The organism is Mesorhizobium sp. M0772, assembly GCF_040320135.1.
Classification (GTDB): domain Bacteria; phylum Pseudomonadota; class Alphaproteobacteria; order Rhizobiales; family Rhizobiaceae; genus Mesorhizobium.
Map to the genome: position 1 here is coordinate 20,973 of NZ_JAMYPB010000028.1, position 15,713 is coordinate 36,685.

12 protein-coding genes are annotated in these 15,713 nt (G+C 64.3%); 7 read left to right on the forward strand and 5 right to left on the reverse strand.

The genetic code is table 11. The features are described 5' to 3' along the window. Positions 1-25: 25 nt before the first annotated feature. A complete protein-coding gene (locus NKI06_RS18890; protein WP_352986606.1) occupies positions 26-868 on the reverse strand; it encodes a glycosyltransferase family 25 protein in 843 nt (280 codons plus the stop codon). 176 nt (positions 869-1,044) lie between these two features. Here NKI06_RS18890 and NKI06_RS18895 point away from each other — a divergent pair, with 176 nt between their 5' ends. The 4 genes from NKI06_RS18895 (at position 1,045) to NKI06_RS18910 (ending at position 5,734) form a co-directional block, all read left to right on the forward strand. Next, on the forward strand, positions 1,045-3,558 hold the full coding sequence (locus NKI06_RS18895; RefSeq protein ID WP_352986607.1) for a heavy metal translocating P-type ATPase: 2,514 nt from the start codon (positions 1,045-1,047) through the stop codon (positions 3,556-3,558). A 43-nt stretch (positions 3,559-3,601) separates the two neighbouring features. Next, positions 3,602-3,985 (forward strand): CopM family metallochaperone, encoded by a 384-nt coding sequence (gene copM / locus NKI06_RS18900; protein ID WP_023685134.1) that lies wholly within the window; start codon positions 3,602-3,604, stop codon positions 3,983-3,985. 92 nt (positions 3,986-4,077) lie between these two features. Next, positions 4,078-4,923, forward strand: a complete 846-nt coding sequence (locus tag NKI06_RS18905; RefSeq protein ID WP_023685133.1) for an aldo/keto reductase — start codon at positions 4,078-4,080, stop codon at positions 4,921-4,923. A 52-nt stretch (positions 4,924-4,975) separates the two neighbouring features. Beyond that, a complete protein-coding gene (locus tag NKI06_RS18910) occupies positions 4,976-5,734 on the forward strand; it encodes an MBL fold metallo-hydrolase (RefSeq protein ID WP_352986610.1) in 759 nt (252 codons plus the stop codon). A 4-nt stretch (positions 5,735-5,738) separates the two neighbouring features. On the opposite strand, the gene NKI06_RS18915 is transcribed toward NKI06_RS18910, so the two are convergent. The 3 genes from NKI06_RS18915 to mutS form a co-directional block, all read right to left on the reverse strand. Continuing rightward, positions 5,739-6,293, reverse strand: coding sequence for a TetR/AcrR family transcriptional regulator (locus NKI06_RS18915; RefSeq protein ID WP_352986612.1), 555 nt, complete (start codon positions 6,291-6,293; stop codon positions 5,739-5,741). Between the two features lie 66 nt (positions 6,294-6,359). Further along, positions 6,360-6,824 carry a nuclear transport factor 2 family protein gene (locus NKI06_RS18920; RefSeq protein ID WP_352986613.1) on the reverse strand — a complete coding sequence of 155 codons (465 nt, stop codon included), beginning with the start codon at positions 6,822-6,824 and terminating at the stop codon, positions 6,360-6,362. Positions 6,825-6,897: 73 nt separating this feature from the next. Further along, entirely contained in the window at positions 6,898-9,627 is a 2,730-nt protein-coding gene (gene mutS, locus NKI06_RS18925) for a DNA mismatch repair protein MutS (protein ID WP_352986615.1), read from the reverse strand. A gap of 165 nt (positions 9,628-9,792) precedes the next feature. Between mutS and NKI06_RS18930 the strand changes: the two genes are divergently transcribed. The 3 genes from NKI06_RS18930 (at position 9,793) to NKI06_RS18940 (ending at position 14,595) form a co-directional block, all read left to right on the forward strand. After that, positions 9,793-10,974: a glycosyltransferase family protein gene (locus tag NKI06_RS18930; RefSeq protein ID WP_031200463.1), complete on the forward strand. Its 1,182-nt coding sequence runs from the start codon at positions 9,793-9,795 to the stop codon at positions 10,972-10,974. Positions 10,975-11,117: 143 nt separating this feature from the next. Next, on the forward strand, positions 11,118-13,397 hold the full coding sequence (locus NKI06_RS18935; protein ID WP_023685127.1) for an NADP-dependent malic enzyme: 2,280 nt from the start codon (positions 11,118-11,120) through the stop codon (positions 13,395-13,397). Positions 13,398-13,521: 124 nt separating this feature from the next. Beyond that, complete coding sequence (locus NKI06_RS18940; protein ID WP_023712860.1) at positions 13,522-14,595, forward strand: sensor domain-containing diguanylate cyclase; 1,074 nt, start codon at positions 13,522-13,524, stop codon at positions 14,593-14,595. Positions 14,596-14,665: 70 nt separating this feature from the next. Here the strand turns inward: NKI06_RS18940 and NKI06_RS18945 are convergent, their stop codons facing one another. Next, entirely contained in the window at positions 14,666-15,658 is a 993-nt protein-coding gene (locus tag NKI06_RS18945; RefSeq protein WP_023692653.1) for an adenosine kinase, read from the reverse strand. Positions 15,659-15,713 lie beyond the last annotated feature (55 nt).

The following is a 15,713-nucleotide window of genomic DNA, read 5'->3' on the forward strand; positions in this document are numbered from 1 at the left end:
GGTGGGCCTCGCCTTTGCGCGGCGTCTATAGCGCGTTTTCACGGCGCTGTGTATGGGGCGGACGGACGCGTCGGCCGCGATACCAGAAAGGGATGATCATCTCGCGCCGGAGCCGGAAGAGATCGGCGATCTGCCGCGTCAACCGCCTGGCCTCGATCCTTGCCTTGGCGGTGATTGGCTTCTGGCGCTGTTTACCTATCCCGCTTGCCACCCATTCCTCTGTTCGCTCCTGCTTGAGCAGGCTTGGCAATCTCACCGGAATGTCGCCGAGGAATTGTGCCTGCAGGCACAATGCCGGGACGAGTTGGTAAATGACCTTGTCGGACGAGGTCGCAAAACGCGGATTGAAGATGAGGTGATCGACGGGAATGCTGATCTCGTTCGTTGCCGCAAGAAGGTCCCGCGCGGCCTGTCTGGACAGGATGTATCCCGCCGTACCGATATGGAGCCCGTGCAGTCTGCTCGCGGAAAAACCGTGGCCGCAGGCGACTTGCTTCCGTGAAATTACGGTTCGGTTGAAGAACGTTTCCAACTTGACGATGTCCGCATCAGCGGGAATCCAGCCCGCATCGGCAAGCAAAGCACCGGCTTTGTCCGGGAAAACGACATCGTCCTCGAAAATCGCCGCGTAAGCATCCTCACCTGCAGCGATCATCGACCAACACTGTTGGTGGCTGAGCAGGCAGGCGATCTCGGCGTCGGCCAGGCGCAAATGCTTCTTGCCCTGCGGCATTTCGGCCAGATCCGGCCGATCTCGCGCATCGATGGCGGCGACCCGCTCGAAGGCGATGCCGATGCGCGCGAACTCCGCCGTTACATGGGCGAGGCGATCGCGGGACCGATCGAGATTGATAATCAGGCATTTCATTTGGGTGGGATCGATGCAGTGGGACGCGCGTCCATAGCATGGGAACAAAGTTGCGTAAGCGATTTTCCCTCGATGTGCGCGATGACGGCCACGATCGAAAAGTGGAAATCGCCCCTTGACCTTCCAGTTACTGGAAGCACTACCTCCTCACCCAGACAGATATAAGGCACTTTTCGATGGCGCATTCCGAGCATCACCACCACGCGCACGCGGCCGATGGCAGCTGTTGTGCGGCAAAGGCTGCTGAGCCGGCCGCCGAAGCCGTGGTGCGCGATCCGGTCTGCGGCATGAGCGTCGATCCGGCCGCGGGCAAGCCGACGGCCGAGCATGGCGGCCGTCTCTTTCACTTCTGCAGCGAGGGTTGCCGTACGAAATTCGTCGCCGGGCCCGAAAAATACCTGACCGCCACCGACCCCGTCTGTGGCATGAGTGTCGACCGCGCTACCGCCAGGCATTTTTTCCGCCACGAAGGCCAGGGTTTCTATTTCTGCTCGGCCGGCTGCCAGGCGAAGTTCGAGGCCGAGCCACAAAAATATCTCGGCGACAGGCCGGCGGCGTCGCCGGTGCCGAAAGGCACGCAATACACCTGCCCGATGCACCCCGAAGTGATAAGAGACAAGCCCGGCTCCTGCCCGATCTGCGGCATGGCGCTTGAGCCGATGGGCGTTCCCACTGGCGATGAGGGCCCGAACCCCGAACTGGTAGACTTCACCAGACGGTTCTGGGTCAGCGCGGTGCTGTCCGTGCCGCTGCTGATCGTTGCCATGGCGCCGATGCTCGGCCTGACGTTCCAGGCGTTTGTCGACGGGCGGACGATGGTGTGGCTGGAATTGGCGCTGGCGAGCCCCGTCGTGCTGTGGGCGGCATTCCCGTTCTTCCATCGCGGCTGGGAGTCGCTGGTCAACCGCAGCCCCAATATGTGGACGCTGATCTCGCTCGGTGTGGGTGCGGCCTACCTCTACAGTGTCGTCGCCACGCTGTTTCCCAACATCTTTCCGCATCAGTTCCGTGGCCATGGCGGCACCGTCCCGGTCTATTTCGAGGCAGCTTCCGTCATCGTCGCGCTGGTATTCCTCGGTCAGGTGCTCGAATTGCGGGCGCGCGAAAAGACCGGCTCGGCCATCCGTGCGCTGCTCGACCTGGCGCCGAAGACGGCAAGGCTGATCGGGGAGGACGGCTCCGAGACCGACGTGCCGCTGGATGCGGTCAAGACCGGCGACCACCTACGCATCCGTCCGGGCGACGCCGTGCCGGTCGACGGCATTGTAACGGAAGGCCGTTCCGCCGTCGACGAATCGATGATCTCGGGCGAGCCGCTGCCGGTTGAAAAAACGAAAGGCGATGCCTTGACCGGCGGCACGCTCAACAAGAACGGTTCGCTGATCATGCGCGCCGAAAAGGTCGGCGCCGAAACGACGCTTTCGCGCATCGTCGAGCTGGTCGCAAAGGCGCAGCGTTCGCGCGCGCCGATTCAAGGTTTAGCCGACCGCGTCTCCTTCTACTTCGTGCCGGCCGTTGTGCTGGTTGCGCTCGCGGCCTTTGCCGCCTGGGCGATCTTCGGTCCCGAACCCAGCTTGATCTTTGCCATCGTCTCGGCGGTCTCGGTGCTGATCATCGCCTGCCCCTGCGCGCTCGGCCTGGCGACGCCGATGTCGATCATGACCGCCACCGGGCGCGGGGCGCACGCGGGCGTGCTGATCAAGGACGCGGCCGCGCTCGAGCGCTTCGCTTCGGTCGACACGTTGATCGTCGACAAGACCGGCACCTTGACCGAAGGCAAGCCTCGCTTGACCGATGTCGTCGCTGCCGAAGGCCTGTCTGAGAATGAATTGCTGGCGCTCGCCGCCGGCCTGGAAAAAGGCTCGGAGCATCCGCTGGCCGAGGCCATTGTCGGCGGCGCCGGCGAACGCGGCCTGACGCTCGTTGAGGCCGGCGGCTTCGACGCCGTCACCGGCAAGGGCGTATCCGGCTCGGTGTCTGGCAGGAAGGTTTCGCTCGGCAACGCCGCCATGATGGCCGATGTCGGCATCGACACCGCTTCCCAGTCGGCCAGGGCCGAGGCGCTGCAGGCAGAAGGCAAGACGGCGATGTTCGTTGCGGTGGACAAAAGACTGGCCGGCATTGTCGCGGTCGCCGATCCGGTCAAGGCAACGACAGCCGAGGCGATCAGGGCGCTGCACGACAGAGGCTTGCGGATCATCATGGCGACCGGCGACAATGAACGCACGGCGCGCGCCATCGCCAAAAGCCTTGGCATTGACGAGGTGCGCGCCGGCCTGCTGCCGGAACAAAAGGCAGCCCTTGTCGAGGAGTTGCGTGCGAAAGGTGCCGGCATCGCCATGGCCGGCGACGGCGTCAACGATGCGCCGGCCCTGGCCAGCGCCGATGTCGGCATCGCCATGGGCACCGGCGCCGATGTCGCTGTCGAGAGCGCCGGCATTACGCTGGTCAAGGGCGATCTCAACGGCATCGTCAGGGCGCGAACGCTCGCCCAGGGGACGATCCGCAACATCCGCCAGAATCTGTTTTTCGCCTTCCTCTACAATGTGCTTGGCGTGCCGGTTGCCGCCGGCGTGCTCTATCCGCTCACCGGCACGCTTTTGTCGCCGATGCTGGCGGCGGCGGCCATGAGCCTGTCTTCGGTTTCGGTCATCGCCAACGCATTGCGGCTGCGGACATTGAAACTCTGAGCAAAGCCCCCAGATACGAATATCAATCAACAGGAGATCATGGATGACCTTGGCTAAGAAGATCGTGCTTTTGATGATGGCGGCGGGAATGCTGCTTGCCGTTTTCCTCGAAAGCGTCCCGGCGCAATCCGAAGAGATGAAACACGACATGGGCGCGATGGGCGCGCAAGGTCCTTCGACCGACGGCTACAAGGCGGCGATGGACAAGATGCACACCGACATGATGATCGAATATTCCGGCAATGCCGATGTCGATTTCGTGCGCGGCATGATCCCGCATCATCGGGGCGCGATCGACATGGCCAAGGTGGAACTCGCCAATGGCAAGGATCCCGAAATCCGCAAGCTGGCCGAAGATGTCATCGCCGCGCAGGAAGCCGAGATCGCCAAGATGCAGGCCTGGCTCGCCGCCCATCCGGCGAAGTAAGGCAGCAACGGCCATGCCGGAGAGATTCATTCTGGATTTCTCTCCGTGCTTGTGATGCCATTCGCATCGATTACACGGCGCCAGGAGCCCACATGCCATCGACGATAAGAGCCACCACACTGCCTTCGGGCGAGGCCGTCCAGGTGCTGGGACAGGGCACATGGAAGATGGGCGAGGATTCCCGCCGCCGCGCCGGCGAGGTCAATGCCCTGAAGCTCGGGCTGGACCTCGGCATCACGTTGATCGACACCGCTGAAATGTATGCCAGCGGCGGCGCCGAGGAGGTGGTAGCGGAAGCCATTGCCGGGCGCCGCGACGAACTCTTTCTTGTCTCCAAGGTATTGCCGTCCAATGCCTCGCGCGCCGGCGTGGCGCGGGCCTGCGAAAACAGCTTGAAGCGCCTGCGCACCGACCGCATCGATCTCTATCTCCTGCACTGGCCGGGCAGTGTGCCTCTATCTGAAACCGTCGAGGCTTTCGAGGCGCTGAAGGAGGCCGGCAAGATACGCCACTGGGGTGTCAGCAATTTCGACACCGACGAAATGGAGGAGCTGACCGGCCTGTCGTCTGGCAATCATGTCCAGACCAACCAGGTGCTCTACAATCTGTCGCGGCGCGGCCCCGAATTCGATCTCGCACCGTGGAGCCGGCAGCGCGGCATCCCGCTGATGGCCTATTCGCCGGTCGAGCAGGGCGCGCTGGCGCGCAATTCCAGGCTGGAAACCATCGCCGCCCGCCACAACGCCACGGCAGCACAGATCGCGCTTGCCTGGGTGATGGCGCAGCCCGGTGTCATCGCCATCCCGAAGGCGAGCAGCCAGGAGCATGTCCGCCAGAATGTTGCCGCGCTCGACATCGAGCTGACGGCCGAAGACCTCGCCGAACTCGACCGCGCCTTTCCACCGCCGACGCGCAAGCGCGGGCTGGAGATGATCTAGATTGGAACGGGTTTCGACCGGGTATCATCATACGGCGTATAGAGTCGGAGCCATGACGGTCACGTCGCTGCGCGACGGTTACGTCGACATGCCAATCAGGCGGCTGCGCCAGCCCGGAGACCGGACATTCGGTGACAACCTGCCCTCGCATGTACCGCTCGTCGACGGTGCGCTCAGGCTTTCGGTCAACGCCTTCGCCATCGATGACGGCGACGACATCACGCTGATCGACACAGGGGCTTCGAACGCCTGGCACCCGACAATGGGGCACCTGCCCGAGGCGCTGCGCGAGGCGAAGATCGCGACCGACCGGATTCGGACTGTTGCTTTCACCCACACCCATCTCGACCATATACACGGGCTCATCCTTGCCGACGGTGGCGACGGCTTCCCGCAGCTCTCTCGCCTGCTTGTCCCGCGCGCTGAGCTCGGCATGTTTCGCGACGTGGCGAGGCTGGAACGCTTCCACGATCGCGCCCAGCCTCTCGATGCTGGACAGCGCGTCAGCGCTGACATCGATACGATCGGCTCCGCTGGCCATGAAGCCGGCCACACTTGCTTTCGCGTTGTGAGCGCAGGCGAAACACTGTTGATCTGGGGCGACATCGTACATGTGCCGTCGCTTCAATTCGATCGACCCGAGATCACGTGGGAATTCGACGCAGACCAGCAGCAGGCGAGGGCAAGCCGGTTGCAAATGCTGGCGCTTGCGGCCAACAACGACTGCTACGTTGCCGGCGCGCATCTTGATTCGCCCGGCGTCGGCCGGGTTTTTCGAACCGAGGCGGCTTTCCGCTTCGAGCCCTTATAGCACTCTAGCCGAGCGCCGCCCGCGCTCGTTGCAGGGCGCGGGAAAACACTGCCGTGTCGTCGAAGGCGCGCGCCAGCGTGAGCGCGCCTAGGATGGCGCCGACCGTCTCTGCGGCGATTTCATCCGCCTTGGCCGGGTCGTGTCCGGCGCGCGTCAGCGCTTCGGCAAGATGCGCCACCCAGCGGCCGAAATAGCTTTTGATCGCCATGGCGAAGAGGTCGCGGGATTCGTCCAGCGCGAAGGCGCCGATCAGGCATACCCGGCGCCCCGACCGGAAATAGCTCTCCGTCGCTTCGAACATCCGATCGATGCCCGTACGAGGGTCGGCCCTGTCCTGCAACGGCACGAAGACATTCTCCTCGAACCAGCCATCTATATGGGCAATGACAGCCGCCGCCATCTCTTCCTTGCCGCCGGGGAAGAAGTGGTAAAGGCTGCCTTTGCCTAGGCCGGTCGCCGCACCGATCCGCGCCAGGCTCGCCCCTTCATAGCCGTGTTCGCGGAAAACCTCGCCGATGATGGAGAGCAAATCGGCGCGATCGGGCGCGATCCTGCGCATGCGCTAGTTTTTCCGCTTGAGCATGATCTTTGCCGAAAACCGCGACACAGCTCTAGGGATCATATTCTAAAGTCCGAGTTCGGACAGGCCGGGATGGTCGTCCGGCCGGCGGCCGAGCGGCCAGTGATATTTGCGCTCACCCTCAGCGATCGGCAGGTCGTTGATGCTGGCGACGCGCCTACGCATCAGCCCGGCCGCGTCGAATTCCCAATTCTCATTGCCGTAGGAGCGGAACCAGTGGCCACTGTCGTCGCGCCATTCATAGGCAAAGCGCACCGCGATGCGGTTGTCGTTCCAGGTCCAGACCTCCTTGATCAGGCGGTAGTCGAGCTCGCGAGCCCATTTGCGCGTGAGGAAGGAGACGATCTCATTTCTGCCCGAGACGAACTCGGCGCGGTTGCGCCAGGTGCTGTCTTGCGTATAGGCGAGCGAAACCCGTTCGGGATCGCGGCTGTTCCAGGCGTCTTCGGCCATGCGCGCCTTCTGCGCGGCGGTCTCGGCGGTGAAGGGCGGCAGCGGCGGACGGCTCATGTCATTCTCCCATCGGCAAAGGCGATGGCGAGCATTGTACCAATCGGTACAATTGGTCAAGGCCGAAATCGGGCTAGGTTTTCCCCGCCAGCCCCTTCAGCCGGTAGAGCGCTTCCAGCGCCTCGCGCGGCGTCATCTCGTCTGGATTGATCTCACCCAGCGCTGCGCCCAATGCGTCGCTCTTCGCAGGCTTTGCCGCTTCCCGCTTCATTGCCACCGAAAACAGCGGCAGATCGTCGACCAGTCGGTTGGCCTTGCCGGAGACATCGCCTTCCTCGAGCTGATGCAGCACCTCTTTGGCGCGGCCGACCACCGCTTCCGGCAGACCGGCAAGGCGAGCGACCTGAACGCCATAGGAACGATCGGCGGCACCCTTGCCGACCTCGTGCAGGAAGACGACGTCGCCTTCCCATTCCTTGACCCGCATGGTGACGTTGGAAAGGCGCGGCAGTTTGCCGGACAGCGCCGTCATCTCGTGGAAATGGGTGGCAAAGATCGCCCGGCAGCGGTTCTTCTCGTGCAGGTACTCGACCGCCGCCCAGGCGATCGACAGGCCATCGAAAGTGGCGGTGCCGCGGCCGATTTCGTCGAGGATCACCAGCGCCCGCTCACCGGCCTGGTTGAGGATCGCCGCCGTCTCGACCATCTCGACCATAAAGGTGGAGCGGCCACGCGCCAGATCGTCCGAGGCGCCGACGCGCGAGAACAACCGGTCGACGACGCCGATATGGGCCGATGTCGCCGGCACGAAGGAACCGGTTTGGGCGAGGATGGCGATCAGTGCGTTTTGCCGCAGGAAGGTCGACTTACCGCCCATATTCGGACCGGTGAGCAGCCAGATCGCGCCGGCCTTGGCCCCGTCTTGCGGCGACAGATCGCAATCATTGGCGACGAACGGCCCTTCGCCCGAACGCCGCAGCGCCTGTTCCACCACAGGATGGCGCCCGCCCGAAATGTCGAAGGCAAGGCTGGAATCGACCAGCGGCCGGCACCAGGCTTCGCTCTCCGACAACAGCGCGAGCGCCGCCGACACGTCGAGCACGGCGAGCGCATCGGCGCCGGCGCGGATCTTCTGCGCCTCGCCGACCGCCTCAACCGTCAGCGTATCGAAAGCGGCAAGCTCGATGCTCAGCGCCCGGTCGGCGGCATTGGCGATCTTGGTCTCGAGTTCGGCAAGTTCGGTCGTGGTGAAACGCATGGCATTGGCCATGGTCTGGCGGTGGATGAAGCGCGCCTTGGCGCCGTCGCTTCCGGTCATGATCGAATGGTGGTTGGCGGTCACCTCGATGTAGTAACCCAGCACATTGTTGTGCCGGATTTTCAGCGAGCGGATGCCGGTCTCCTCGATCAGCGAGCGCTCCAGTCCGGCGATCACCTTGCGCGATTCGTCGCGCAGCGCCCGCATTTCGTCGAGTTCGGCATGGTAGCCGCCACGCACGAAGCCGCCGTCGCGCCTCAGCAGCGGCAGTTCCTCGCCAAGAGCCTGGGCCAGATGCTTGGCCAGCGCACGCGGCAGCGCCTTTATCGCGGCAAGTGCTTCCGTCAATTCATGGGGCAGCGCTGTTGCGGCGAAGATTTCGGCAATGGCGCCCGCCGCTTCAAAGCCGGCACGCAGCGCGCCGAGGTCGCGCGGGCCGCCGCGGTTGAGCGCCAACCGCGACAGCGCTCGCGGCATGTCGGCGACGCTCTTCAGGCTTGACCGCACCGCCTGGCAGAGCCGCGTCTCGGCGCGGAAGAACGATACCGAATCAAGCCGGGCAGCAATCGCCGCCGGATCGGTCAGCGGCGCCATCAGCCGGTCGGCGAGCAGCCTGGCGCCGCCGCCGGTGACCGTGCGGTCTATAGCCTTGAACAGCGAGCCGTCGCGGCTGCCCGACAGCGTGCGCAACAGTTCCAGATTGCCGCGTGTCGCAGGATCGATGAACAGCGTCGAGCCCTGCTCCTCGCGTTCGGGACGCGACAAAGGCGGCCGCTCGGCCTTCTGCGTCTTTTCGACATAGGCGATGGCGCCCGAGATCGCCGACAATTCGGCGCGCGAGAAGGCACCGAAACTGTCAGGCGTCGCCACTTCGAAGAAGCGCGCGATCCGCCCCGCTGCCGAAGCCGAATCGAAAAGCGACGGCGGCTGCGGGCTGGCGACGCGGCCGATGACGTCGAACACCGGCTTCAGCTCGGGATCGTAAAACACCGGCTCGGCGACGATCAGCTCGCGCGGGTCGACGCGGAAGACATCGGCCAGCAGGCGGTCGGCCGTGGTTTCGGCGACGCGGAAGACGCCTGTCGAGATCTCGATCCAGGCCAGGGCGAAGGCGTCACCGCTGTTGCCGCCCTTCACCCGCCCTAGCGCCATCAGGAAGCTCGATTCCGACGGCGCCAGCAATTTGTCCTCGGTGATGGTGCCGGGCGTCACCAGCCGCACCACGTCACGGCGTACGACCGATTTGCCGCCGCGCTTCCTGGCTTCCGCCGGGTCCTCGACCTGCTCGCAGACGGCGACGCGGAAACCCTGGCCGATCAGCTTCTGCAGATAGTCGTCGGCCGCATGCACCGGCACGCCGCACATCGGAATGTCATGGCCCTGGTGCTTGCCGCGCTTGGTCAGGACGATGCCCAGCGCGCGGCTCGCCTTCTCGGCATCGTCGAAGAACAGCTCGTAAAAATCGCCCATGCGGTAGAACAGCAGCGAGTCTGGGTTCGCCGCCTTGATCTCGATATATTGCTCCATCATCGGCGTGACGCTGCCGACGGGCGCAGGCGGTGTCACCTCGGGGGCGTCGGTTTCTGCTGAAGTGTGCATGTTCATGCCCGCACGCTAGCAGATGTGGGTGCGGGGTTTAATGCCGGCGGCCCGAAAAGCAGGGGACGACCGGCCTCGACGGCGGCTTGTGCTCCCTCTACGCCGGGTGAAGCCGTTGGTTGCTTCGGGCGCCAACCAGACCCTATGATCGCCATGGCGGGGATAAGCGGCATGGATCAGGACAAACAGGAGGCGTTCGAAGAGCTGGTCGGTCCGGCTGGATCGGCGCTTGAGCGCCTGCTGCTGTTGGCGGCGCGGCGCGTCCACCGCACCAAAAGCAAGCTTAGGGGGACAGTGCGCAAGCGCGTCCCCTTCCTCCTGCCGACACGGGGACCGCTGTCCGATCTCGATAGCGGCATCGAGATGTCGCTGCATGTGCTCAGCCGCGACCCGCTGGTGCTCTATGTCCCGATTGGCGGAGCCCGTCCGCTCTATCCGCTGGCGGCCCTTGGCCGGCGCCTGGCGGGACGGCGCGTCACCTTCCTGACGATGCAGACCTGGACCATGGAGCGGCCGGCTGTCATCGCCCGGATGGGCCGCGATCTCGCCTGGTATGCCGGCCGGTTTCCGCTGCACGAAATCATCTTCCTGTGCAACACCGAGGAAGAGCGCCGTCTCGTCGCGGCTGCGGGCGGCAATGCCATCTTCTCCAACCACAATCTGATGGTGTCGGAGGATATATTCCGGCCGCTGCCGGACGTGCCGGTCGAATTCGACGCGGTCTACAATGGCCGCATCTCGCCGATCAAACGCCATCACCTGGCCTTCGACATAGAGCGGCTGGCCCACATCACCTATTCGATCGGCGAATTGCCGCCGGTTGCCGCCCGCGCCTTTGTTCGGCGACTGCAGGCGCGTTCGCCGCTCCACCAGATCGCCAATCCGCTCGTCGACGGCTGGCCGGGCAAGCTGACGGCGCAACAGGTCAACCACGTCTACAACCAGGCCGCCGTCGGGCTGTGCCTGTCGGCCGTGGAAGGAGCGATGTACTCCTCGATGGAATATCTGATGGCCGGCCTGCCGATCGTCAGTACGCCGAGCCTTGGCGGTCGCGACGTCTATTTCGATCCGGATTATTGCATCGTCGCCGATCCGGAACCGGCTGCCATTCGCCGCGCCGTCGAGACGCTGCGAGATCGTGCCATACCGCGTCAGCACATCCGCCGCCGCACGCTGGAGAAGGTTCACGCCCAGCGCATCGAACTCATGGCGTTCCTGACTGCATTGCTGCGGCGCAAGGGAAGCCGTGCGCCACCCATCGAGACGTGGCCTTTCCCCGGCACAGACGGCATGATGCGACGGGGAACGGTGCGCGAAATCGCTGCCTTCGTCAGCGAGCCAGAGCCGACGTGACGCCGTTCGACCTCGGGAGATTTCGCTGCGGGCGTGAAGATCGCTTGGCGATTTACAGCGGTGGCGTGTAGCCTTGATCCAGAAGTTTCAAAAACACGCACCCGTCTCAAGGGGGCGACACCGGCGAGGAATTCAAAAGCATCATGGCCAAGAAAACCGAAAATAGCGGCCCCTCCGTCAGCGCCGAGGAGGCGCTGGAATTCCACGCCATGGGCCGCCCCGGCAAGCTGGAGATCGTCGCCACCAAGCCGATGGCGACGCAGCGCGATCTGAGCCTCGCCTATTCGCCGGGTGTCGCGGTTCCTGTGCTGGCCATCGCCGAAGACCCCAGCCGCGCCTTCGACTACACGACGCGCGGCAACATGGTCGCCGTCATCTCCAACGGCACCGCCATTCTCGGCCTCGGCAATCTCGGCGCGTTGGCCTCCAAGCCGGTGATGGAAGGCAAGGCGGTGCTGTTCAAGCGCTTCGCCGATGTCGATTCCATCGATCTCGAGGTCGACACCGAGGATGCCGACGAATTCATCAATTGCGTGCGCTTTCTCGGCCCGTCCTTCGGCGGCATCAACCTGGAAGACATCAAGGCGCCGGAATGCTTCATCATCGAGCAGCGCCTGCGTGAATTGATGGACATCCCGGTCTTCCATGACGACCAGCACGGCACCGCCATCATCTCGGCCGCCGGGCTGATCAACGCGCTGGAGATCACCGGCCGCGACATGAAGACCACGAAAATGGTCTGCAACGGCGCCGGCGCCGCCGGCATCGCCTGCATCGAACTGATGAAGGCGATGGGCTTTGCCCCCGAGAACATCATCCTGTGCGACACCAAGGGCGTCGTCTACCAGGGCCGCACCGAAGGCATGAACCAGTGGAAGTCGGCGCATGCGGTCAAGACCGACACGCGCAGCCTGGCCGAGGCGCTGGACGGCGCCGACGTCTTCCTCGGCCTGTCGGCCAAGGGCGCATTGACCACCAAGATGGTGCAGTCGATGGCCAAGAACCCGATCATCTTCGCCATGGCCAATCCCGACCCGGAGATCACGCCGGAGGAAGTGGCCGAAATCCGCACCGACGCCATCATGGCCACCGGGCGTTCGGACTACCCCAACCAGGTCAACAATGTGCTGGGCTTCCCCTACATCTTCCGCGGTGCGCTGGATGTCAGGGCCACCACCATCAATGACGACATGAAGATCGCCGCAGCGAGAGCGCTGGCCGACCTGGCGCGCAAGGACGTGCCCGATGATGTCGCCGCCGCCTATCAGGGCAACCGGCCGAAATTCGGCCCCAACTACATCATCCCGGTGCCGTTCGATCCGCGCCTGATCTCGGCCATCCCGCTCGCTGTGGCCAAGGCGGCGATGGAGTCAGGCGTCGCCCGCAAGCCGATCCTCGACCTCGACCGCTACGCGCAGGAACTGTCGGCCCGCCGCGACCCGATCGCCTCGACCTTGCAGCGCATCTACGACCGCGTCCGCCGCCAGCCCAAGCGCATCGTCTTTGCCGAGGGCGAGGAAGAACAGGTGATGCGCGCCGCCGTCTCCTATGTGAACCAGAAGCTCGGCACCGCGATCCTGCTCGGCCGCGACGATGTCATCAAGGAAAACGCCAGGCACGCCGGCATCGACCTCAACAAGCAAGGCATCGAGATCATCAATGCCAGGCTGTCGCGCCGCAACGGCATCTATACCGATTATCTCTACGAGCGCATGCAGCGCAAAGGCTTCCTGTTCCGCGACTGCCAGCGGCTGATCAACAACGACCGCAACCATTTCGCCGCCTGCATGGTGGCGCTGGGCGATGCCGACGGCATCGTCACCGGCGTCACCCGCAACTATTCCACGGCGCTCGACGATATCCGCCGCGTCATCGACGCCAAGCCCGGCCACCGCGTCATCGGCGTCTCCATCGTGCTCGCGCGGGGCAAGACAGTCCTCGTCGCCGACACCGCCGTGCACGACATGCCCAATGCCGAGCAGATCGCCGATATCGCCGAGGAGGCCGCGGGCTTCGCCCGCCGCATGGGCTACGAGCCGAGGCTCGCCATGCTTGCCTATTCGACCTTCGGCCACCCGCAGGGCGAACGTTCCGAGCGCGTGCAGGAAGCGGTGCGCATCCTCGACAAGCGCCGCGTCGATTTCGAATATGACGGCGAGATGGCCGCCGACGTGGCGCTCAACGCCCGCGCCATGGCCCAGTACCCGTTCATCCGGCTGACCGGCCCTGCCAATGTGCTGATCATGCCGGCGTTCCACTCGGCCTCGATCTCGACCAAGATGCTGCAGGAACTCGGCGGCTCCACCGTCATCGGCCCGCTGCTGGTCGGCCTCAACAAGCCGGTCCAGATCGTCTCGCTCAACGCCAAGGATTCGGACATCGTCAACATGGCTGCGATCGCGGCCTATAGCGCGGGAGCCTGATTCGCGGCAAAATCGCCAACCCATAAGAGATTGATAATATTCGGCTGCTATAGGGAACGTTCTCGCCCCCTATGGCCTTATGGCATTGGCGGCGCGCTCAGACCGCCAAAACGGGGGTGCGGCCATGAAGCATGACACGGCATCTGTGGTCGGCCACGGGGTCTACCACGACGAGCGGCTGGACGCGCTGCTCAGCATCACCGGCCGCATGGACGGTTATCTCTACCGTTGCCGCAACGATGCGTCCTACACCATGCTCTACATCAGCGACGGCATTTTCACCGTCAGCGGTTATCGGCCGAGCGACTTCATTCAAAATGCCGTGCGCGACTATGTCTCGGCCATCCACCCGGATGATCTCGCTGCCGTCTATGCCGCCGTCGATACCGCGCTCGAGGCGCGCTGCAACTGGAACGTCGACTACCGCATCGTGCCGCAGGTCGGCGAGCCGCTCTGGGTCCGCGAGATCGGCGGCGGCGTCTGGGACGAGGCCGGCGAACTGGAATTCCTGGAAGGTTTCGTCGTCGACATCAGCGACCGCAAGGTCGTCGAGGATCTCAACGCCGAGCTGCTGCTCGAACTCAAGGCCGCCAATGAGGAACTCTCCGTACAAAAGCGCGAGATCGAGCTGGCCAAGCAGCACAGCGACCACTCGGCCAACCACGATGCATTGACCGGCCTGCCCAACCGGCGCGCCTTTCACAACGAGCTGAGGTCGGTGATCGACCGCTGCGACAGCACCGGCCAGGCGGCCGGCCTGCTGTTCATCGACCTCGATAGGTTCAAGAAGGTCAACGACACGCTCGGCCACGAGGCCGGCGACGCGCTGCTGCAGGAGGTGGCGGGTCAGCTTCGCACCATCCTGCGCAGCGCTGATTTCGTGGCGCGGCTCGGTGGAGACGAGTTCGCATTCCTGTTTTCAGGAGAGGCTAGCCGGGCCCGACAGAAGGCCGTGGGCGTCGCCGAACGTATCCTGGAAAAGCTGCGGATCAAGGTGCCGACGCCGAATGGTGCCATCCATGTTGGTTGCACCGTTGGCGTCGCCATCTACCCGGCGGAAGCGTCCGATTCGGAGGCGCTGATAACGCTCGCCGACCGACTGATGTACATCGGCAAAAAGAGCGGCCGCAACCGGCTGGTCACCGCCGGGGCTTTGGAACCCGGGCCTACGTCCGACGGCCTTCGCCGCACCGCCTGAGCGGAGCGCCGGACAGCCTGAACCGGCGGGCACCCTCATCTGGCTGGGCGCTGCGCGCCGAAAGATGGCCCTACAGCAACCCCGCCAGTTGGGCCGCGCTGCGCAAATTCTGCCGCGGCCTTGGCCCAAGCTGCTGGATCACCAGCCCGGCGGCTAGCGAGCCGAGATCGCCGCAATCCTTCAGGCTGCGCCCGCTCGTATAGCCATAGAGGAAACCGGCGGCGTAGAGGTCGCCGGCGCCAGTGGTGTCGACCAGTTCGCGGATCGTCGTCGCCTGGATGGTGACGGTCTCGTCGCCGCGCACGATCACCGAGCCTTTTTCGGAGCGGGTGACGGCGGCAATCTTGCAGTCCTTGCGGATAGCCGCCAGCGCCTCGTCGAAGGATTTTGTCTGGTAGAGCGACTTGATCTCGTGGCTGTTGGCAAAGACGATGTCGACAGTGCCCGAGCGCATCAGCTCGAGGAACTCGTCCCGGTAGCGGTCGACGCAGAACGAATCCGACAACGTCATCGACACTTCGCGCCCGGCCTCGTGTGCGAGCTTCGCCGTCTGCCGGATCGCCTCCTTGGCGCGCGGCGGATCCCACAGATAGCCCTCGAAATAGGTAACCTTGGCGCCGGATGCCTTGTCGGCCTCGACGTCTTCCGGGCCGAGTTCGACGCAGGCGCCGAGATAGGTATTCATCGAACGCTCGCCATCGGGGGTGACGAATATCATCGAGCGCGCCGTCGGCGGCTGTCCCTCAAGCGGCCTGGTGTCGAAGGCAACGCCCTGGGCATGGATGTCATGGGCGTAGATTTCGCCGAGCGGATCGTTCGACACCTTGCCGAAGAAGGCGGCGCGGCCGCCGAAGCTGGCGACGCCCGCCGCCGTGTTGCCGGCGCTGCCGCCCGAGGCCTCGATCGCCGGCCCCATGCGGCTGTAGAGCAGCTCGGCGCGCTTGGTGTCGATGAGGTTCATCGCACCCTTGATGATGCCGTTGGTCTCGAGAAAAGCGTCGTCGCACTGGGCGATGATGTCGACAATGGCATTGCCGATGCAAAGCACGTCAAAATCCGGCATCAATGTCTCCGCCTCGGAACCTGCCGGCTTTCTGCCGCGCCCGGGCGGGTCTACA